A 19,394-nucleotide genomic window follows, 5' to 3' on the forward strand; every position below is an offset into this window, starting at 1 on the left:
GATTCGAGACTCGTATATATATTGACCAACCGTTCGGTTAATGCAATGATTAAATTATGACGACATCAGGTAGAACGGTTATGAGCGATACGATTCTTGTGAAAGATCACGGAAACTGGGTTGAAATCACCCTGAATCGTCCCCACAAGCTGAATTCCTTCAACGATGAGATGCACAACGCGCTTCAGGATGCGTTCAAATCCGCACGCGACAACGGTGCGCGCGCGATCCTGTTAACAGGTGCGGGACGCGGATTCTGCGCCGGGCAGGATCTTGGCGATCGTGACCCATCAAAAATGGATAGCCCTCCTGATCTGGGCAAAACCGTAAGGACCTATTATGCGCCATTGGTGCGTTTGATCCGCTCACTGAACTTCCCGGTCATTTGTGCAGTTAATGGGGTTGCCGCTGGTGCTGGAGCCAATCTGGCATTGGCCTGCGATATGGTGTTGGCCGGTGAGAGTGCCAAATTCATTCAGAGTTTCGCCAAGGTCGGCCTAATCCCTGACACTGGTGGTAGCTGGCACCTGCCTCGCCTGCTGGGTGAGGCTAGAGCCAAAGGGCTGGCGTTAACGGCCCAACCCTTGCCCGCGAAGCAAGCGGAAGACTGGGGCTTGATCTGGAAAGCGCTACCAGATGAGCAATTGCTGACCGAGGCCCGTTCTTTGGCAAGTCAATTCGCCGAAGGTCCGACCCTTGGGTTGGGAAAAACCAAGCAGTGCATCCAGTCTGCTGCGACCAACACGCTTTCGGACCATCTTGAGATCGAAGCGGACGCTATGAAAATCTGTGGGGAAAGCACGGACTATGCCGAAGGCGTGTCCAGCTTCCTCGAAAAACGCGCGCCACGGTTTCAGGGAAAATGACGATGACCCCGAAAGAACGCGCCGCCAAATCAGCCGCTGTGATGTGGGCCAATGACGAAGCCAGCAAGTGGTTCGGCATGGACCTTGTCGATGTCGATGAAGGTCGCGCCGTTCTGGCGCTGACTGTCGCGCCTCATCATTGCAACGGGCACGGCATCTGCCATGGCGGTGTCACGCACGCCCTGGCAGACAGCGCCTTTGCCTTTGCCTGCAACAGCCGAAACATGGCGACTGTCGGACAACACACGATGATGAGTTATCTCGCACCCGCAAAACGAGGTGACCACCTGACTGCGACAGCCACCGAAACCGCTGTGGCGGGTCGCAGCGGGATCTATGATGTGCGCATCACCAATCAGGACAACATCACTATCGCCGAATTCCGCGGAATGTCCCGTGCAATCGGTGGTCAGAATTTTGACGAATAGAACGACGCAGGAGGAGCAACGCAATGGATGACATGTCCCCGAACAAAGGCGATTTGGATCCGATAGAAATCGCCTCGATTGATGAAATCCGAGCGACTCAGCTTGAACGCCTGAAATGGTCCCTTCGGCACGCGTATGATAACGTGTCGATGTACAAACAGCGCTTTGACGAAGTTGGCGTACATCCCGATGACCTCCAACAGCTCAGTGACCTGTCGAAGTTTCCGTTCACGTACAAAACCGATCTTCGCGACAACTACCCCTTTGGTCTGTTTGCGGTGCCACGGAGTGAGCTAATCCGACTGCATGCGTCCTCGGGCACGACCGGTAAACCGACAGTGGTGGGCTATACCAAGGGCGACATCGACAATTGGGCAGATCTGGTCGCGCGTTCGCTACGGGCGGCAGGTTTGCGAAAGGGCGATATGGTCCACAACGCCTATGGCTATGGTCTGTTTACTGGCGGTCTGGGCGCACATTACGGAATCGAACGCCTGGGCGCGACCGTTGTTCCCATGAGCGGGGGTCAAACCGAAAAGCAAGTCGGCTTAATATCGGATTTCCAACCCGATGGAATCATGGTGACCCCTTCCTACATGCTCAATATCCTTGAACAGTTTCACAAAGTGGGGCTCGACCCCAGGAAAAGTTCTCTCAAGGTCGGGATTTTTGGTGCTGAGCCCTGGACAGACGCGATGCGCGCTGAAGTCGAAGCTGCGTTCGATATGCATGCGGTCGACATCTATGGCCTTTCCGAAATCATGGGCCCCGGCGTCGCAAGCGAGTGCGTCGAAACAAAGGATGGCCCTGTGATATGGGAGGATCACTTCCTTCCCGAAATCATCGACCCCGCCACTGGCGAAGTTCTGCCGGACGGTGAAACGGGCGAGCTTGTGTTCACGACCTTGACCAAAGAAGGTTTGCCAATGATCCGCTACCGAACGCGCGATCTGACCTGCCTGCTGCCCGGCACTGCACGTTCCATGCGACGGATGGCAAAGATAACCGGCCGCAGTGACGACATGATGATCTTGCGGGGCGTAAATGTTTTCCCCAGCCAGATCGAAGAGCAGGTCATGGCGACCGGCGGGCTGGCTCCTTACTATCAAATCGAGCTTTACAAGTCCGGTCGCATGGATGCGATGCGGGTGTTTGTCGAAGCGTCGACAGATTCGACCGACGAGATGTCCAAAACGGCCGCAGCCCGAATGCTGACCAAGCGCATCAAGGACATTGTTGGCGTTTCAACGGAAATTGTTGTAGGTGATCCGGGCAACGTCGAACGCTCTCAGGGCAAGGCGAAGCGCGTCATTGACAACCGCGATAAGGATTGAGCCGTGGCACGGACAATTGCCAAAGACCACGACCAGAAGCGGGAACAGATTCTCACTCGAGCTGCGAAAATCTTTGCGGACCAAGGGTTTGACCGCGCCTCCATGACGCTGCTGGCAAAAGAATGCGGGATCTCCAAGGCGAACATCTACCACTATTACGATAGTAAGGATGCCATCCTGTATGACATCCTTGAGACCTATCTTCGTGAACTGCGCGACCGCATTTGCAATGTGGATTTTGACGGGCTTGAGCCAGAAGAAAAGCTACGAAAAGCCGTACGCGAAATCCTCTTTGCGTACCAAGGGGCCGATGACGAACACCGGGTCCAAATCAGCGGTATGAATGCTTTGACGGACGAGCAGCAAAAGAAACTGCGCGAGTATCAGCTTGATATGGTCAACTTCATCCGCGGGATTCTGAGGGAGCTTTCTCCAGAAACCTTGGGGAATGACAAGGTCAAGCTACGCGGTGCCACGATGTCCGTCTTTGGGATGCTGAACTGGTACTATATGTGGAACACCGGCGCGGGGACCAAGGCGCGCGAAGACTATGCTGATCTGGTCTGCACTCTGACTGTCCACGGGATACAAAAGCTTTAAGCGGGAAGCAGTCTTCTGCCGCTACAAGTTATCAATTGCTTTATTGCAGAGGCTGCATCCCGGACAGGCGTTTTGAACAGCCGGATACGATGAGACCCAAGATCGGAAATGTACCTTTTGTTGAACCATGATCATATCAACTTTCGACAGCCGGTTTGCATCGGGCAACTGGTAAGGTTCGCTGCTGAGGCAAGCGCAACCGGCCGTAACTTTTTGCAAGCCAGCACACGGATCGATGCCGTGTCCATTGGTGTATCAGAGGGTTAGGCGTATGGGTGGTTTTTACGCTTTCGATGGTATCGTCCCTGTCGTTGCGCCGTCGACGTTTGTGCATCCGGATGCCGTTGTCATCGGGGACGTAATCATCGCAGAGAGCTGCTATATCGGTCCGGCAGCCGTTCTACGTGGTGACTTTGGGCGCATTGTTATCGGAGAAGGCGCCAATATTCAGGAAACCTGCGTATTGCACAGTTTTCCAGGGCGGGATGTGGTCGTTGAACGGTTTGGCCATGTCGGGCACGGAGCCGTTCTGCACGGATGCCATCTGGAAGAGAACGTTTTGATCGGAATGAACAGCGTCATCATGGACGAGGTGCGGATCGGACAGGAGTGTATTGTCGGCGCGCTCAGCTTTGTGAAAGCAAAATCCGTCTTTGAACCACGGCAGATGATCGCAGGCTCACCAGCGCGGGTCCTGCGACCTTTGACAGAGGCCGAAATCGACTGGAAGACCCGTGGAACTGGTGTTTATCAGGACCTTGCGCGCAGGGCAGCGGATGAGGTTGTTCCAGTTGATCCGTTGCGCAACGTCGAGCCGGATCGGCGGCGTGTGCGCGTGCCGGAATTTGACCCATTGGTGTTGGACAGATTGGCGAGCCAGAAAACAGATTGAAGCGCTGTGCTATGTACGCGTGGGAATGCCAAAGCAGCCCATTCGGGCGATGCTACATCAGTCTGACCTAGTTTATGCTGACACCGCGCGCCCCTCTGACGCAATAAGAAGCTCGTAACCCCTACCCCAGATAGTCACGCAGGCTGGGTGGCGGGTTGTCGAAAAGGACCGTTGTTGGTGCAGGCGGATAGGCCTGATTCTCGGCCACAAGGATAGTTTTTTGGGTGATACGGCGGGCGTCTTGCGGGTCATGGCTGACCATCAACAAAGTAGTTCCGGTCTCAACCAGCAACCCGGCTACAAGATCAAGCATCTCAGCTTTCAATGCCGGACCCAAAGCCGCGAATGGTTCATCCAGCAGTAATAGCTGACGACGTTGTACAAGCACCCGGGCCAGTGCCACCCGGCTTTGTTGACCGCCGGACAGTTCCGCAGGTTTTCTTCCACCCAGTCCGCGTAAGGAAACCCGATCCAGGGCGTTCTGAACCTCTGCTTGTTCCTTGGTTGAAAGACGCCCACTTGGACGCAGACCTAAGGCAATATTCTGCTCGACCGTCAAATGGGGAAACAGGTTACCGTCCTGAAACAGCATCGCCACCGGACGTTTGCCAGGGGTTAGATTGGATATCAGTTCTCCGTCCCAAAAAATTTGCCCACGCGTCAGATCGCGGAACCCTGCGATCGCCTCAATCAGCGTCGATTTGCCTGCCCCTGATGGGCCGACAATGGCCACGCTTGCACCCGTCTCAACACTGAAATCTGCCCGCAACGAAAAGCTTCCGTTTTGGACAACGCAGTTGTCAAGTTTCAGCATGATGCCGCCCTCCGCGATCCAAAAGCCAGAATGCACCCATCGACAGCAGTAAAAGCAACAACGCCGCTCCGGCGGCCGCTTGCATCTGGTACGCGCCCATCAGCCTGTAAATCTGCAACGGAAGTGTTGCGATCTGTGGATCGGCAAATAATGCAATGACCCCAAGATCACCCATTGACAAAGCAGCCGACAGGCCAGCGGCAAACTGAATTTGTGGCCGCATGCGGGGCAGCAGAACAAGAGTGAAGAATGTCATCTTGTTCATCTCCAGAGACAGGGCCAACCGCCCGTGCCGCGTCACCACATCCCGCGCAGCTGGCACCAGAATACGCAGGCCGAATGGCAGCGCCATAATCGCGTTCACAAGCGCCGTCACCGGCAGCGCCAGCGTCGCCGGCTTTACCACTGGGTAAATCAAGATGAACAGGCCCGTACCAATAACCAACGGCGAAGCCGCCAACCCCAGAATGCCACTAAGTTCAACTATTCCATAGCGTCCGGCAGCAACAGCGAAGGCCATCGGCAGCGCCAGCGTCAGAAACACTACCGTACTGACGCAGGCGACAAGCACCGAGGTCAGCGCGGCGCGAAGAACCTGGCTCGGCATCTCAAACAGGCCAGCTAGACCTGAGATTACAACCGCAACCAGAGGCAGCAGAAGAAACGCCGCTGCCGCTGCAATCCAGAACGCATCGCCAACGGGGGCGCCACCGTCCCAGCGACGGATGGCACGGTCCAGACCTGCGCCGAACCCGTCACGCTGCGAAAACCTTAACGCGGCCAAAGCGGCAGCAACCGTCAAGGCAAGTTGCAAGGCAGACAACAATGCGGCGCGGCCAAGGTCAAAATCATATGTAAAGGCTTGATAAATGGCGAGTTCAAGTGTCGTCGCGCGGGGTCCTCCGCCGAGGGTCAGCGCCACCGCAAAACTTGTCAGGCAGATCGCGAAGATCACGGCAAGAACGCCGGGTAAAATACGCCTCAGCATGGGAAGCTCGATCAGACGGAACATGGCGCCACCGTCGCAGCCCAGTTGCGCGGCCAAACGAAATCGTTCAGCAGGGATTTCTTGCCATGCCTGCAGAATCAGGCGCGTAGCAAGAGGCAGATTGAAAAACACATGGGCCAGCACCACCCCGTGTAACCCATAGATACGTAACGGAGGCAACCCAATCAGTCCTAAAACATCCGATATCCAGCCCGCACGCCCAAAGACCTGCAACAATCCAAGTATTGCCACAATGACAGGAAGAATGAACGGAGCACCCAATAAGGCAATAAGAACCCGCCGCCCGCGAAACCGGCGTCGGGCAAGCGCCCGCGCGACCGGGATGGCAAGTGCCGCGCTGAACACCGCTGACAAAACTGCCTGAATCAAGGTAAAGCGCAACGCGGACCAGTCAGCTGGGCCGAAACCGCCCGCCGTTTCTGCACGCAGGGCCACTGCGGCAAGGGTGCCAAGGATGAGCGCGGCAACAAGCCCGGCCGCGCCAACACCCGGCCATGTGCTTACTGGCTGAGCGCGCCCAACCATTCCGCAAGCGCCTCATCCCGTGCCAAAGCCGCCTCTTCCGGGCTAAACAACAAAGATTGTTCCGGAGTAATCAACGCTTCAAACCCGTCTGGCAATCCCGTCGAAGGGATCACCGCAGGATACATCCAGTTCGTGGTTGGAATGATTTGCTGGAAAGTGTCCGAGACCATGAATTGCAGAAACTGGTCCGCCAGTTCAGGTTGATCGGTTCCGGCCAGTTTCGCAGCAACCTCAACCTGCATGTAATGACCTTCGTCGAATGCCGCCGCGGCCTTGCTGTCATCCTCCTCTGCGATCAGGTGATAGGCAGGCGACGTGGTGTAGCTAAGGACCATGTCGGCTTCACCGTCCAGAAACAGGCCATAAGCCTCGGACCAGCCTTTGGTAACGGTCACGATATTGTCGGCAAGTCCGGCCCAGATTTCGGGTGCTTCATCCCCATAGGAGGCTTTGACCCACAACAGCAGCCCCAAACCCGGTGTCGATGAACGCGGATCTTGTATGATGATCTTGGCCTCACTATCGGCCAGATCGCGGAAATTGGCCGGTGCCAGCGCATCCGCATTATGTACAAACGCGAAATAGCCCCAATCGTAAGGTACGAACACGTCATCCGCCCATTCGATCGGCAAGTCGTATTCGGCACTCACTGAACTAGGTGCAAACAGGCCGGTTTCCTTCGCCGCTGCGATCAGGTTGGTGTCGAGGCCAAGTACTAAGTCGGCATCCGAGCTCTCACCCTCAAGCCGAATACGTGACAACAGTGCCGCGCCGTCTTCGACGCCGACAAGGTTCAGGTCGCAGTCGCATTGGGCTTCGAAAGCTTCTTCTACCCTCGGCCCCGGACCCCAATCCGAGACAAAACTGTCATAGGTATACACGGTCAGCTGAGGTGTATCGGCCGCCATAGCCGAAGTTGCGCTCAGAATTCCCGCAGCAATCATCAGATGTTTCATATCATCCTCCATTGCGGCGAGAGGGCAAGGATGGATGAAACCGTAACCTTCCCTCCGCCGGTTCTAGCCGGTTCAGGTTCTACGGGTTCGTCAAAGACGTCTCAGCACGGCAGACCGCGCACCCCGAGGTAGGCTTGTAGTTAGGGCGAAACAGAGCAAAAGACAACCAGATTGGCGTGCTTACTTTAAATAAAACCGGTGCAAGGGCGACCAGCCCCAAGTTTCGCCACCCGTTCGATCGAGATTCAGGCGCTTGGCAAACGGCCCCTATCCGTTGGCCCGATCCGCGCCTGCTGCATTTGGACGGTAATAGTCGCGATACCATTTCACGAATTCTGCCACGCCCTCCTCCACCGACGTTTTGGGCTGATACCCGGTCAAATCCCTGAGCAGCGAAGCATCCGCCCAAGTCGCGGGCACATCACCGGGTTGCATCGGCAGCATATTTTTCTTTGCCTCAATGCCAGTGGCCGCCTCAATGGCCTTTATAAACGCAGTCAGATGGACGGAATCGTTGTTGCCGATATTCACCACCCGATAAGGGGCAACGGGCGACAGGCTGTCCCCTTCCGGTATCAGCCCATCCACGGGGCGCTTGGGGATCGCATCCATCAACAGTCGGATTGCCTCAACCAAATCTTCGACATAGGTAAAATCACGCTTCATATCGCCATGGTTATACACGTCGATCGGACGGCCCGCGAGGATCGCCTTGGTGAACTTGAACAGCGCCATGTCCGGACGTCCCCAAGGGCCATAGACGGTAAAAAAACGGAACATGGTGACCGGCAGATCGAACAGATGCGCATAAGAATGCGCCATGCTCTCGGTCGATTTCTTGGTCGCGGCGTAAAACGACATCTGGTGATCCGCGCGCTGTGTTTCCTTGTAAGGCATCTCGGTATTGGCCCCAAAGGCCGAAGACGTGGAAGCCAGCAGCATATGTTTCGGAGGATAAGCACGCGCCGCTTCGAGAATTTCGAATGTTCCGATCAGGTTGCTTTCCAAATACGAACGCGGATTTTCGATCGAATAGCGCACACCGGCCTGCGCCGCGAGATGGATGACATAATCAAACCCGTGATCCCTGAACAGATCCATCAGCAAACCGGGGGTTTCGACTTTGCCAATCACCGGCGTGAAGTTTTCACCGCTGGGCTCACGCGACAGCATGTTGTGACGGGCTTCTTTCAAAGAAACGTCGTAATAGTCGTTCAGGTCATCCAGACCCACCACGCGGTAGCCATGTTCCAGCAGCAGCTTACTCAGATGAAAGCCGATAAAGCCGGCCGAGCCGGTGATTAGAACACTCTGCATGCCACTGTCCCCAAGATAGGTGAAAGTCCGGCCCTATTTAGAGCCAGAACAAGAGGAGTTTCCACCATAGAGATTGCGATGGTCATCAAATTCGCCATCCTCTCGAATAGTTTGAGGTTGCTTTGCCACAAAATTGCGCTGGTTCCGGAAAGGGACCAATTGGCAGCAAGAGATACCACGACGTCAGAGACGTGGGTTGCGCATTTCTTCGGACTTGAGAAAGCAAATGTTAATTCGTGGCCGCTAATCACCTTCGAAGTGCCTGTTGTCTCTGGCACGCATTCGGAAGCGAGCGGTCTAAGATGAGCAAACCTGTTAGAACTTATGAATTAACGCAGTCAGAAGCGTCCGGCGACACTGGGCCGATGGTCGAGTTTCTGCAAATCGGGGCGATCCAACCGGTCTCGATTGATTGCTCGGACCTGAGGCACATTCCGACCCGCTGCCTGCAAATCCTGCTTGCTGCTCGCCGCCATTGGGCGGCGGCCGAACAAAGCTTCATTCTTACAGGCGTTGGCGATGAATGCCGACATGCGCTGCGCACCCTTGGCGTAAGCGAAACGACATTTCAATTCGAGGGCATCTGATGAAAACCAAAGTACTTGCGATTGACGACTCCAGAACCATCCGTTCCTTGCTGAGTGAGACGCTTTCTGAGGCCGGTTTCGAGGTCATTACCGCTGAAGATGGTCAAGAAGGTGTAGAGACCTTTGCAAAAACAAAGCCGGATGTCGTGATCACGGACATAAACATGCCTCGGATGGACGGATACGGTGTGATCGAAACGTTGCGCGGCAAGAAAATCGCAACGCGGGTTCCGATTCTTGTGCTCACTACCGAAAGCTCGGCTGAGGTGAAAGCCCGTGTGAGGGGCGCAGGCGCAACAGGCTGGATTGGCAAACCCTTCGATGACGAAGCTCTGATCTTTGCCATCAAACGTGTGGCAGGAATGGCGGGTTAACATGAGCAGTTCAATTCAAGACACGTTTTTTGAAGAATGCGAAGAACTCCTCGAAGCTATTGATGAGGGTCTTACAGCCATTGATGACGGAAATTGGGACGGAGAGACGGTGAACGCCGTTTTTCGCGCCGTTCATTCCATCAAGGGCGGAGCCGGCGCCTTTGGGCTCGATAAACTGGTGGGGTTTGCCCACACGTTTGAAACCGTGTTCGACGGCCTGCGCTCGGAAAACCAGAAGCTTGATGGGAAACTGGCGCAACTGCTTTTACGGGCCAGCGATAATTTATCCGATCTGGTGGTTGAAGCGCGGGGAGGTAAGCCTGCAGATCCGGAAACACACGGTGCAGTGACAAACGAGCTGCAAGCTTACCTCGAAGCTGAAGGGCTTGGCGAAGAAGTTGACCTGTCGGATTTTCAACCGATGGTGCTGGACCTTGGTTTTACAGAAGATCAGCCAAGCCAAGCCTCATTTTTTATCCGTTTCCGTCCGCATGCGACATTATACGACAGCGGTAATGAGCCGCTCTTTCTGTTCCAGGCATTGGCCGAATTGGGCGAGATCGACGTCACTTTGGACGAAAGCCGGCTGCCAAAGCTAGAATCATTTGACCATGAAGAAGCATATCTTTCGTGGGATATCAGACTCACAACAGACAAGTCCGAGGCCGTCATCGATTCTGTTTTCGAGTTTGTCCACGGCCTGTGCGATCTGGAAATCTCAGAAGAAGTTGCCGGATCAAAAGAAGACTTGGGTTTGGATACTTCTGTTGATGCATCATCTGTCAAGGATAATTCCTCGGAACGCATCAAACAGTCGTCGAACACTTCAACGCCCAACGCCAAGGCTTCTACGAAACCGGACGCCAAGGCTGTCAATTCGACGCTCCGGGTGGATCTTGAACGGGTGGATCGGCTTATCAATACAGTCGGAGAGTTGATTATCAATCACTCGATGCTTGCGCAGCAAATTCACAACCTGGATGTAGACGACTTACGCGCGGTAGAAAACGAACTTGAAGCTTTCAAATCGCTGGCGCGGGAAATTCAGGAATGCGTTATGGCCATCCGTGCGCAACCTGTGAAACCTCTATTTCAGCGCATGGCCAGAATTGTGCGCGAGGCTTCAGCGGCGACCGGTAAAGTAACGCGGCTAGTAACAGAAGGTGACGCCACCGAGGTGGACAAAACCGTAATCGAGCGTCTGACGGACCCGATGACCCACATCCTCCGCAATGCCGTGGATCATGGCATCGAAAAACCCGAGGCAAGGCTTGCCGCAGGAAAATCCGAGGATGGTGAAATTCGCCTGACGGCATCGCACCGGTCCGGAAGCGTTTCCATAGAAATCAGAGACGATGGAGCGGGCTTAAACCGCGAGAAGATCCGGGAAATAGCCGTTGAGAAAAATCTTATTCCCAGAGACGCCGATCTTTCCGACAGCGAGATAGACAGCCTGTTATTTCTGCCGGGATTTTCTACTGCTTCAGAGGTTTCGAATTTATCCGGGCGCGGTGTTGGAATGGATGTTGTGCGAAACTCAGTCATGGCGCTTGGCGGTCGCATCACGATTTCGTCGACACCTGGTGCGGGCACGGTCTTTACCATCATTTTACCACTAACGATGGCGGTGATGGATGGGATGGTGGTGTCCGTTGCGGATCAAACGATGGTTGTTCCCATAACCTCGATCATCGAAACAATCCGAGCGACCGAGGGCGCGGTTCACTGTCTTGGTCCAAGAGAGAACATGCTTTCGGTCCGGGGAAGCTTTGTACCAATTTTCGATGTTGCCCAAATGCTTGGCCTGCGCGCCGAAAGCCGCGACCCCCTGAACGCCGTCTTTTTGTTGGTTGAAACTCAAATGGGAGGCTGCGGTGCGTTGGCGGTCGATACAATCCATGACCAAAGGCAGGTGGTAATCAAGAGCCTGGATGGAGTTTGTGGCGAAACTGCCGGTGTGGCCGCGGCAACAATACTCGGAGACGGCAAGATCGCAATGATTTTGGATCCCGAAAGCATATTGGCAGAGGCGCCGACTGCCAAGGCTCTGGCTTAATGTGAAAGGAGGATTTCACATGCAGGTACAACTAGAAGAACAACACAGCGCCGTTCAGGAATACGTTACGTTTTCTGTGGCAGATCAGGTCTTTTGTCTCAGGATCAATCAGATTCGCGAGATACGACGCTGGTCCCCGGTTACGATCTTGCCGCATGCCCCGGATTATGTGCTGGGGGTCATGAACCTACGCGGTGCTGTGATCCCGATCTACGATTTGGCGTCGCGCTTGGGTTTGGCGCGGTCCGACGCGAGTGAGCGTGATGTTGTCATCGTGGTCAACTTGGATGGCAACCTTTTGGGGCTGCTCGCCGAGGCTGTTTCGGAAATCATCTCGATCAATCCGGAAGAAATCCAAGACACGCCATCAGTCGATAGTCGAGACACGATGGAATTCATTCAGGGCATCATCTCGAAGAATGATCAAATGATCCGTATCGTTAACCTGAACGCGGTCGGATTTCCAGACAAGGACGAGGTTTGATGCGATCTGTATCAACAGCAGCGTCGAACGCGACCGAGGAAGTTCAGCTTGGTGATCGAGAGTTCGCAAAGATTGCAGTCTACGCAAAAAAGCATTTCGGGCTCAGCCTGTCGGACAACAAGAAACCTTTGGTTCGTTCGCGATTATCAAGGCGGCTCCGAAGTCTGCAGATCGGGTCGTTTTCGGACTACCTTGATATTTTAGATGACGTGAGTTCCGCTGAAGAACGTACCGAGTTGTTGTGTTTGCTGACAACCAACGTCACGCAATTTTTCAGAGAAGCGCACCATTTCGAAACGCTCAGGTATGAGGTTCTTCCACCACTTTTGGATGCCGCACAGAATGGCAAACGTGTGAGAATTTGGTCGGCGGGGTGCTCTACAGGACCCGAACCCTATTCGATTGCCATCGTTCTACACGCTCTATGCCCAAATGCACACAAGCTGGATATCAAGGTTTTGGGAACAGATATCGACCCGGTTGTTGTACGTCAGGCGATTACCGCAGAGTATGGACCGAAAGACCTGGCGCAAATTCCCAAGATCTACGCCAACATTGTGACGGGTGGCGGCAGTCTTGCGCCACGCCTGCCGGATGAAGTGACCAGCCTCGTTCGGTTCGGAACACTCAACCTTATCAAGCCGTTTCCGTTTTCTGGCAAATTCGATGCGATTTTCTGTCGAAATGTCGCCATTTATTTCGATAAAGAGACGCAACAAGACGTGTGGATGGCTTTCGCTAACGCTCTGACACCGGATGGATTTCTGTTCCTCGGACACTCTGAGAGGCTTTCAGGCCCGGCGCTTCAACGCTTCAGAGGAACCGGCATCACCACGTATCAACGAATTTCGTGACCGGGGCGAGAACAGGTCTGAGTGAAAAAAAGAAGGAATATCAAAATGAGCCTAAAATCGAGTCTGCGTGTGATGGTCGTTGATGACATGTCGACCAGCCGTGGCGTCATTACCCAGGCGCTGGATGAAATAGGGATTGCGAACTATTTTGTAGAAAACTCGGGGGAAACTGCGCTGCGGAAGCTTGTTGCTAACCCAGTACATTTGGTTTTGTCTGATTACAACATGCCGGGTATGGATGGCCTTGGTCTTTTGAAATCGTTGCGCACAACAAGGGTCACACAGAGAATTGGCTTTATTCTTATTACAGGCAAGCCGACGCAAGAAATTCTGGATGCAGGGCGCCGATTGGGAATGAACAACCTCGTGAAGAAACCTTTTACTGTATCGTCTTTAAAAACAAGTATCGAGCAGGTGGTGGGTCGGCTATGAGGGATATTACGACGGAAGAGCAAAAAATCTTTGCGCGTTTTTCGCCGGAAATGAAACGGCTTCGCAAGCAGGCTTTGAACCTAGAAGAGATGATCCTGGAAGGTTTTTCTTCTCAGCAGGCAGCATCATTAAAGCAAAAAACGAAAACGACTCTGCAAAGCTTGGACCTTATGGTTCAAACACTTGCCGCGCTGGAAGAATTATTCGAGCGCCTTGCGTTACAGGCAGAACCAAACCTGCAAACCGCAGTCCAAAAGATAAAACTACAATCGTTGCGAGATCGGTTGGAGTTTCCCGAAGAACAACACCTACAGGCAGAGAAGGGTTAAAAGCCGATCAAGTAGCTACCGTGCCGAAGACTGACTCAGAAGTTCAAGAGGTTACGATCTGACCTGACTGTCACCCACATTCACTGCGGCGACTGTCAGGTCAAGTTTGGCTTAAAACTTATTCCCTCCGAGATTGTTTGCCTGCGACCATGACCTAAAACACTGTTTTTATATATTTTTTTTGCTCAAACCAGTGCGCACCCGGTTGAATTGGCTAGGTCGGTGGTTCGCAGCTGAAGCATTGTCTCAAAGCTGTCCGCCCCAGCTGTTTTTACTTTTTTATTCTGAAGCCCAGCCTTCTGCCGCATGGGCATGGATTTATCAACATTTTCTCAGAACGGCGGTCTGGGATCGCTATTTGAGTTTGCTTGCCTGCCTGTGGGATCTTCCCGACACCGCTTTGTGATCTTTCTGCGTTGTATTAAACACGCCACTCTCCCAAGCATCTGCCAGCGACAGGTGCAAGCCGCTTCTTGCCCGCCTCCAAAAACTCTTTGGACCAGCTGTAGTAGGGGCTTTGTGCAATACCTTCACGGCGGCAGAGTTTGGCATTGCTGACCTCACCCTTCAGGCCAACCTGAACGATCCTGATCTTTTCGTCTGCGGAATACTGTTTGCAAGTCGCACGGCAATGTCCTTTGCGGCCTTCTCACCATGGCTCGGCTTGGTTCCGGTCATGCGCTTTCACGCCTACGCCTAGCGGTAGCCTCGCGCCTTCGTGTGGTGATCCTGTTTCTCGTCCAAGGGACTGCTCCTTCAATCACGGACTCTTTCACCACAACCGTCCTCGGACACTGGCACCGAAACCCTGTCCTTCAAAACTAAAGCCTAAAAAAAGTTACATATGTGAAGCCCATACTTCACCCCTAAAAAACCGAGATCTAAAAAAGATCGCACGGTACGGAGATCAAATGCAAAGGCAGACCGTTTACGTAGTGCGAAAAAAAGTACAGTCACTCGACCCAAACCGCTTGGTGTCTATTGAAGATTCGTAAAGCACTTCCTTTTCAAGGTAGACTCCAAACGGAACGTGTCCCACGGTCTTTTCTTGGGTCTGAAAATTTACCGGGTTGATCAAGTAACGCCTACCTTGGGCTTTATTGACATGAGTAAACGGCCCAAGGCGCTTTTTTTGCGCCCTGGACCGCACGGGTCTCTGGATGGGTCAAGTCCGCAAGGGCTCTGCCCTGCTGCGACCAGTCACCAGTTTTACTCGCTTTCTTGCTCTGCTCGGCATTCCAAATGGCCGGCTCGTGTACTCTTTAACCCTTATTGGCGTTCAGGATCAGAACTCTTGCCAAATCGGTGTTGAGGACGAATCCCCTACCGCCATCGCCATGGGTTGATGCTTTGGCACCTCATCTGACCAGTCTCTGCCATGCGTTGCAAAACCGGGCAGCTCGGCGTGAGTATCCGTGCCACGGTGGCCATCAATGGTGAAGTGTTTGACCATCTCCGTAAGCCGCTCTGCATCACCTTTGAGCATATGCCCGGCGGCAGTGGCTTCTTCGACCATGGCCGCGTTCTTTTGCGTTACCTGATCAAGTTGGTTGACGCCCAAATTGATCTCACCCAATCCCACGGACTGCTCGGCTGCGCCTTCGGCAATGTCAGAGACCAATTTCGAGATATGAGTAACACGCTCCATGATGCTGTTGAGCGCCTCTCCGGTTTTGCCAACCAAAACAACACCTCGCTGGACGTTTTGCGCACTTTCTCCGATCAAAGACTTAATCTCTCTCGCCGCCTCTGACGATCGTTGTGCCAATGCTCTTACCTCAGAGGCAACCACCGAAAACCCGCGGCCAGCTTCACCCGCACGCGCCGCTTCGACACCGGCGTTAAGTGCCAGCAGATTTGTTTGGAACGCGATGTCGTCAATCACCGAGATAATCTGGGAAATCGAAGTTGAGCTCTGCTCGATCTCGTGCATGGCCTCGATTGCGTTTTGCACAACCTCGCCACTTTCTTCGGCTTCGCTCTTTGCAACAACCATAGAGCTTTCTACGTTGCGGGCACCTTCGGCAGCAGATTTAACCGAGGCGGTTAGTTCATCAAGCGCGGCCGCCGTCTGCTCTAACGTCGCCGCCTGACTTTCGGTGCGCTGCGATAGCTCGTCAGAGGCTTGGCTGATCTCAACAGAGCCATCGCGGATTGACCCGGCGGCGTCAACAACCTCACCAATTGTGTGTTTAAGTGTGGTAACGGTCGCGTTGAAATCCTGACGCAGCTTTTCGTAACGCCCTGGCATTTCCTCGTGAATTTCCGCTTCCAACTGACCTGCCGCCAACTGTTGCAAACCCTGAGCCAGCGATTGCACAACATCTGCTTGTTCGCTCTGTTCGTTTTGTCTGGCGATTTCCAAGGCTTTTTTCTGTTTCAAACCCTGTCGCAACGTTTCGACGGATACAGAGATATCGGCGATCTCATCGCGGCGTGACTGCAGATCAATGGGTTCGTCTACATTGCCTGCAGACAGATTTTCAACCATACCCCGAAGTTTTCCCAGCGGGTGGCTTACCAACGCCTGCACCGAAAAGAAAATGGTTGAAAGGGTCAGCACCAGCAGAAAGAACCCTGTGATCAATTGCTCCGCCACGATCCAGCGCACCGGGTTGACGAATACGTCACGCGGGATTTCCAAAACGACAACCCAAGTCTTGTTCATCCCATATGCCGTAAACGGCAGGAACAGACGTGCGGCGCCACTTTCAAGCCCCGAATACACTTGCGTTTCGCCCGTCTCCATCGCGGCGCGATACGCCGCCTGCCCCTCACCCTCAAAGGGTTTGGTCAACATGTTGGCATCAGGATGAGCCAAAAATTTACCGCCCTGCCCAATAAGCATAACTTGGCCGCCTTCGTATACCGAGACGTCGTTCACCAGCTGCGTCAGCTCATCCAAAAGAATGTCGACACCGGCAACACCGATGATTTGGTCCTGCGCAAAAACTGGAACCGAGATTGATGTCAGCAACCGCCCTGCTTCTGACAGGTAAGGCTCGGTGATTGCGCTTCTACCGGTGTCAATCGGAAGCCTGTACCATTCGCCAGTTTCGTTGTGACCCACCTTAAATGTTTCAAAAGTCAGCTCGCCCGATTTGGACTTGGTCCAATATGGCGTAAAAACACCGTCATCATTTCGACCCTCAAGACCCCGAATGAATTGCTCGGTAATACCGTTTGGGATGCCGCTCATGTAGGATGAAAACACCAGATCGTATCGTTCGGGCACGCCTTCCATCAGGTTGATGACCTCATCAGTTGTGGCATTTCCGTCATCTACCAACCCCGAAATCGCGCCCCCCAGCGTAGCGGCGGCTGAACTTGCCTCGATCAACTCTGTCGAGAGCTTCAGAGCAAGCTCGTTGGCATATCCAGTGGCGCGATCCAACACCTCCTTTTCTACTTCTTTGGATTTCTCAAACGCTGCATACGCCGTGAAGCACAGCATCAGTACGGTAATCGCGATGGTAGTGGCCGCAAGAAGCTTTGCCGAAATCGTCCCAAACCTAACGCCCATTTTCTAATCTCGATCCTGTTAGTCTGTTCTTCTCGCCACATCCCATGAATAGTTTAAGGAATAATTGAACGCGCACCTGCGAAGGTTGTTGCTGTTGCCACAACTCCAACCCCAGGTACGGGCAGCGGCTGTCTTAGTTCGCGAATTTGGTCAGCAAGGATCGCAACGGCAGTTTCGCCTTCAACCGGGCTGCAAGCAGGAACATTCCGCCAAATTTTCTTTGCAGGTAGAGTATATCCATCGGAATCTGCGGTGGAACATACCCAGCCTCGGCCAGAGCGACACCTTCCCTGTGCAACTGTTCAGCCAAAGATCGATCCGCAAAATCAAATTCTTCTCTAGAGACGATCGCGCCAAAAACGGATCGAATCATCACGAGTATTTGAGTGTCAAATGCGCTGTCGCCCTCAATTATCTTCATCTGAACCGCCGCGTCACGCAAACCCTCGCAGTCTTCCTTCAGACCTGCGCGCAACAGGCGGCGATAGCCATCAATGCTTGACGAATCCAGGGTTCTTGTCGCGCCAAAATCCAAGAGTATGGTCTTGCCAGTCACGGGATTGTAGCGGTAATTGGCAAAATTCGGATCGCTTTGCGTCACGCCGAACTCGAAGACCTCTTTCAGAGTCAACTCTATCAGCGCTTGTGCAACATGGTTGCGTGCATCGCTTGGCATGTCGCTCAGCGTTTCGATGGGCAGACCTTCGAGGAATGACATCGTGAGTATTTCGGGCGTGCTCCAATCGGCATAAAAACTTGGGATTTCAAATTGATCCGCGCCGTCCAGCAAATCCGTGAATTGCCTTAGGTGGGCGCCCTCTTTTTCATAATCCGTTTCTTCGTGCAGCTGGCTCCGGGCTTCTTCAACATAGGGGTTCAGGTCAAAGTTTCTTGGAACGAGGCCGGACATTCTTACCAACGCCGCAACATTGGCAACATCGCTATCAATACTTCGCGCGATGCCGGGATATTGCACTTTGATCGCGACATCCCGCCCATCTTTCAAAGTGGCCCGATGCACCTGGCCAATGCTTGCCGCAGCGATTGGCCTTACATTGAAGCTCTGAAATGATTGCAGCCAATCAGGTTTCCAATTTCGATTCAGCACCTGCTGCAATTGCTTGGGTGGCATGAAATGCGCCTGGTCGCGCAGTCGTGCCATGATATCTGCCAACTCGGGCGGTAACACATCGCCGGCGTCCATTGACATGAGCTGTCCAACTTTCAGCGCGGCCCCGCGCATGCGGGCAAGCTGATCTGCAACCCGCCGAATGTTATCCGGAGTCATCAACAAACTGCGCATATCCGGCCGCGACCCGCGTCGTACCTGGCCCAAAGCCTGCGCGGCCACGTTTCCAGCTATGCCCGCGGTCATACCACCCAGCCCTGCAATTCGAACCAATCGGCCTGTTGGTACCGCCATCGGGCCGGAAAGGGGTTTGCGCGCAGTCATTCAGTTTGTGCCCAGAGAGGTTGGTATTATTCCAGTGTGGGCGATGCCCGAAAATTCACAAAACATCACCAGAACTCCGTTCCGGGCGCACCTTTAATACGCCCGCGCAGGTTATCTGTAACCCAGCCCCCGTAAAAATCGCCGGGTTGAGGGCGAACACGATAGGCACCAACAAAACAGGCGCCCATCAAGCCTGCGTAAAAGGCGTAGTAGCCTGCGATTTTTGCGAATGCAGCAGTGGGTTCCGAATAGCTCCACGCAGATTTTGGCACTGTTGTTTTGTCAGATTCTACGTCCCAATACCGCGCAACGCCCTTCCATTCGCAAAATGTTCGTCCAGAAACTGGAACAAGACATGCCTTTATGTCGTCGGGCGGCAGGTAGTATGTCGGAGCATGATGAGTTTCGAGCACCCGAAACGCCCGACCCGTTTCAGCAATCGTATCGCCGCCAAACTCAATACGCACGGTGTGCGGCACAGCCTCTAGCACCGGGGGCCGCGGATAGGATTGCACGTTCTCGATTTCAAGCGATGTCATACAGTACCCGCTGCTATCTAAG

19 protein-coding genes, 1 pseudogene and 1 riboswitch are annotated in these 19,394 nt (G+C 53.8%); of the genes and pseudogenes, 12 read left to right on the top strand and 8 right to left on the bottom strand.

The window, feature by feature from the left end; all coding sequences use genetic code 11:
• Positions 1-80: 80 nt before the first annotated feature.
• The 5 genes from paaG (at position 81) to AC2FIT_RS06095 (ending at position 4,120) form a co-directional block, all read left to right on the top strand.
• On the top strand, positions 81-866 hold the full coding sequence (gene paaG, locus AC2FIT_RS06075) for a 2-(1,2-epoxy-1,2-dihydrophenyl)acetyl-CoA isomerase PaaG (RefSeq protein ID WP_496827622.1): 786 nt from the start codon (positions 81-83) through the stop codon (positions 864-866).
• Between the two features lie 2 nt (positions 867-868).
• Complete coding sequence (gene paaI, locus AC2FIT_RS06080; RefSeq protein ID WP_496827624.1) at positions 869-1,294, top strand: hydroxyphenylacetyl-CoA thioesterase PaaI; 426 nt, start codon at positions 869-871, stop codon at positions 1,292-1,294.
• 23 nt (positions 1,295-1,317) lie between these two features.
• On the top strand, positions 1,318-2,628 hold the full coding sequence (gene paaK / locus AC2FIT_RS06085) for a phenylacetate--CoA ligase PaaK (protein WP_496827626.1): 1,311 nt from the start codon (positions 1,318-1,320) through the stop codon (positions 2,626-2,628).
• Between the two features lie 3 nt (positions 2,629-2,631).
• Entirely contained in the window at positions 2,632-3,228 is a 597-nt protein-coding gene (locus AC2FIT_RS06090; RefSeq protein ID WP_496827628.1) for a TetR/AcrR family transcriptional regulator, read from the top strand.
• Positions 3,229-3,499: 271 nt separating this feature from the next.
• Complete coding sequence (locus AC2FIT_RS06095) at positions 3,500-4,120, top strand: acyltransferase (RefSeq protein ID WP_496827630.1); 621 nt, start codon at positions 3,500-3,502, stop codon at positions 4,118-4,120.
• Positions 4,121-4,241: 121 nt separating this feature from the next.
• Here AC2FIT_RS06095 and AC2FIT_RS06100 read toward each other — a convergent pair whose 3' ends face one another.
• The 4 genes from AC2FIT_RS06100 to AC2FIT_RS06115 form a co-directional block, all read right to left on the bottom strand.
• Positions 4,242-4,934, bottom strand: coding sequence for a thiamine ABC transporter ATP-binding protein (locus AC2FIT_RS06100; RefSeq protein ID WP_496827632.1), 693 nt, complete (start codon positions 4,932-4,934; stop codon positions 4,242-4,244).
• The gene (locus AC2FIT_RS06105) at positions 4,921-6,468 is read right to left on the bottom strand and encodes an ABC transporter permease family protein (protein WP_496827635.1); all 1,548 of its coding nucleotides are present in this window, start codon (positions 6,466-6,468) and stop codon (positions 4,921-4,923) included. Before AC2FIT_RS06105 ends, AC2FIT_RS06100 begins: the two co-directional genes overlap by 14 nt.
• A complete protein-coding gene (gene thiB, locus AC2FIT_RS06110; RefSeq protein ID WP_496827637.1) occupies positions 6,444-7,424 on the bottom strand; it encodes a thiamine ABC transporter substrate binding subunit in 981 nt (326 codons plus the stop codon). Before thiB ends, AC2FIT_RS06105 begins: the two co-directional genes overlap by 25 nt.
• A gap of 32 nt (positions 7,425-7,456) precedes the next feature.
• Positions 7,457-7,560: riboswitch (TPP riboswitch) on the bottom strand.
• A gap of 131 nt (positions 7,561-7,691) precedes the next feature.
• The gene (locus AC2FIT_RS06115; RefSeq protein ID WP_496827639.1) at positions 7,692-8,741 is read right to left on the bottom strand and encodes a GDP-mannose 4,6-dehydratase; all 1,050 of its coding nucleotides are present in this window, start codon (positions 8,739-8,741) and stop codon (positions 7,692-7,694) included.
• 302 nt (positions 8,742-9,043) lie between these two features.
• On the opposite strand from AC2FIT_RS06115, the gene AC2FIT_RS06120 reads away from it, so the two are divergent.
• The 7 genes from AC2FIT_RS06120 to AC2FIT_RS06150 are packed head-to-tail and all read left to right on the top strand — an operon-like array spanning position 9,044 to position 13,857.
• Positions 9,044-9,328, top strand: coding sequence for an STAS domain-containing protein (locus AC2FIT_RS06120; RefSeq protein ID WP_496827641.1), 285 nt, complete (start codon positions 9,044-9,046; stop codon positions 9,326-9,328).
• On the top strand, positions 9,328-9,702 hold the full coding sequence (locus AC2FIT_RS06125; protein WP_496827643.1) for a response regulator: 375 nt from the start codon (positions 9,328-9,330) through the stop codon (positions 9,700-9,702). The genes AC2FIT_RS06120 and AC2FIT_RS06125 overlap by 1 nt, the downstream gene beginning before the upstream one ends.
• Before the next feature lies 1 nt (position 9,703).
• A complete protein-coding gene (locus tag AC2FIT_RS06130) occupies positions 9,704-11,758 on the top strand; it encodes a chemotaxis protein CheA (protein ID WP_496827644.1) in 2,055 nt (684 codons plus the stop codon).
• A gap of 19 nt (positions 11,759-11,777) precedes the next feature.
• Positions 11,778-12,242, top strand: coding sequence for a chemotaxis protein CheW (locus AC2FIT_RS06135; protein WP_496827646.1), 465 nt, complete (start codon positions 11,778-11,780; stop codon positions 12,240-12,242).
• Entirely contained in the window at positions 12,242-13,096 is an 855-nt protein-coding gene (locus AC2FIT_RS06140; protein ID WP_496827648.1) for a CheR family methyltransferase, read from the top strand. The genes AC2FIT_RS06135 and AC2FIT_RS06140 overlap by 1 nt, the downstream gene beginning before the upstream one ends.
• 45 nt (positions 13,097-13,141) lie before the next feature.
• Positions 13,142-13,528, top strand: coding sequence for a response regulator (locus AC2FIT_RS06145; RefSeq protein WP_068332842.1), 387 nt, complete (start codon positions 13,142-13,144; stop codon positions 13,526-13,528).
• Positions 13,525-13,857: a DUF8776 family protein gene (locus tag AC2FIT_RS06150; protein WP_496827650.1), complete on the top strand. Its 333-nt coding sequence runs from the start codon at positions 13,525-13,527 to the stop codon at positions 13,855-13,857. The genes AC2FIT_RS06145 and AC2FIT_RS06150 overlap by 4 nt, the downstream gene beginning before the upstream one ends.
• A gap of 460 nt (positions 13,858-14,317) precedes the next feature.
• Here AC2FIT_RS06150 and AC2FIT_RS06155 read toward each other — a convergent pair.
• The 4 genes and pseudogenes from AC2FIT_RS06155 to AC2FIT_RS06170 all read right to left on the bottom strand — a co-directional run.
• Positions 14,318-14,535 (bottom strand): annotated as a pseudogene (locus AC2FIT_RS06155) (transposase); the annotation flags it as partial.
• 607 nt (positions 14,536-15,142) lie between these two features.
• Positions 15,143-17,380, bottom strand: coding sequence for a methyl-accepting chemotaxis protein (locus AC2FIT_RS06160; protein ID WP_496827652.1), 2,238 nt, complete (start codon positions 17,378-17,380; stop codon positions 15,143-15,145).
• Positions 17,381-17,513: 133 nt separating this feature from the next.
• Positions 17,514-18,833 carry an ABC1 kinase family protein gene (locus tag AC2FIT_RS06165; RefSeq protein WP_496827654.1) on the bottom strand — a complete coding sequence of 440 codons (1,320 nt, stop codon included), beginning with the start codon at positions 18,831-18,833 and terminating at the stop codon, positions 17,514-17,516.
• A 65-nt stretch (positions 18,834-18,898) separates the two neighbouring features.
• Complete coding sequence (locus tag AC2FIT_RS06170; RefSeq protein ID WP_496827656.1) at positions 18,899-19,372, bottom strand: DUF427 domain-containing protein; 474 nt, start codon at positions 19,370-19,372, stop codon at positions 18,899-18,901.
• Positions 19,373-19,394 lie beyond the last annotated feature (22 nt).

The sequence above is a fragment of the Ruegeria sp. YTSA135 genome (genome assembly GCF_059610165.1).

Bases quoted from the DNA above. Each gene is read 5' to 3' on its own strand.
- paaG (WP_496827622.1), top strand. From the start codon at position 81: ATGAGCGATACGATTCTTGTGAAAGATCACGGAAACTGGGTTGAAATC.
- paaK (WP_496827626.1), top strand. From the start codon at position 1,318: ATGGATGACATGTCCCCGAACAAAGGCGATTTGGATCCGATAGAAATC.
- AC2FIT_RS06100 (WP_496827632.1), bottom strand. From the start codon at position 4,934: ATGCTGAAACTTGACAACTGCGTTGTCCAAAACGGAAGCTTTTCGTTG.
- AC2FIT_RS06135 (WP_496827646.1), top strand. From the start codon at position 11,778: ATGCAGGTACAACTAGAAGAACAACACAGCGCCGTTCAGGAATACGTT.
- AC2FIT_RS06165 (WP_496827654.1), bottom strand. From the start codon at position 18,833: ATGACTGCGCGCAAACCCCTTTCCGGCCCGATGGCGGTACCAACAGGC.
- paaI (WP_496827624.1), top strand. From the start codon at position 869: ATGACCCCGAAAGAACGCGCCGCCAAATCAGCCGCTGTGATGTGGGCC.
- AC2FIT_RS06170 (WP_496827656.1), bottom strand. From the start codon at position 19,372: ATGACATCGCTTGAAATCGAGAACGTGCAATCCTATCCGCGGCCCCCG.
- thiB (WP_496827637.1), bottom strand. From the start codon at position 7,424: ATGAAACATCTGATGATTGCTGCGGGAATTCTGAGCGCAACTTCGGCT.
- AC2FIT_RS06140 (WP_496827648.1), top strand. From the start codon at position 12,242: ATGCGATCTGTATCAACAGCAGCGTCGAACGCGACCGAGGAAGTTCAG.
- AC2FIT_RS06115 (WP_496827639.1), bottom strand. From the start codon at position 8,741: ATGCAGAGTGTTCTAATCACCGGCTCGGCCGGCTTTATCGGCTTTCAT.
- AC2FIT_RS06095 (WP_496827630.1), top strand. From the start codon at position 3,500: ATGGGTGGTTTTTACGCTTTCGATGGTATCGTCCCTGTCGTTGCGCCG.
- AC2FIT_RS06125 (WP_496827643.1), top strand. From the start codon at position 9,328: ATGAAAACCAAAGTACTTGCGATTGACGACTCCAGAACCATCCGTTCC.
- AC2FIT_RS06145 (WP_068332842.1), top strand. From the start codon at position 13,142: ATGAGCCTAAAATCGAGTCTGCGTGTGATGGTCGTTGATGACATGTCG.
- AC2FIT_RS06150 (WP_496827650.1), top strand. From the start codon at position 13,525: ATGAGGGATATTACGACGGAAGAGCAAAAAATCTTTGCGCGTTTTTCG.
- AC2FIT_RS06160 (WP_496827652.1), bottom strand. From the start codon at position 17,380: ATGGGCGTTAGGTTTGGGACGATTTCGGCAAAGCTTCTTGCGGCCACT.
- AC2FIT_RS06120 (WP_496827641.1), top strand. From the start codon at position 9,044: ATGAGCAAACCTGTTAGAACTTATGAATTAACGCAGTCAGAAGCGTCC.
- AC2FIT_RS06130 (WP_496827644.1), top strand. From the start codon at position 9,704: ATGAGCAGTTCAATTCAAGACACGTTTTTTGAAGAATGCGAAGAACTC.
- AC2FIT_RS06105 (WP_496827635.1), bottom strand. From the start codon at position 6,468: ATGGTTGGGCGCGCTCAGCCAGTAAGCACATGGCCGGGTGTTGGCGCG.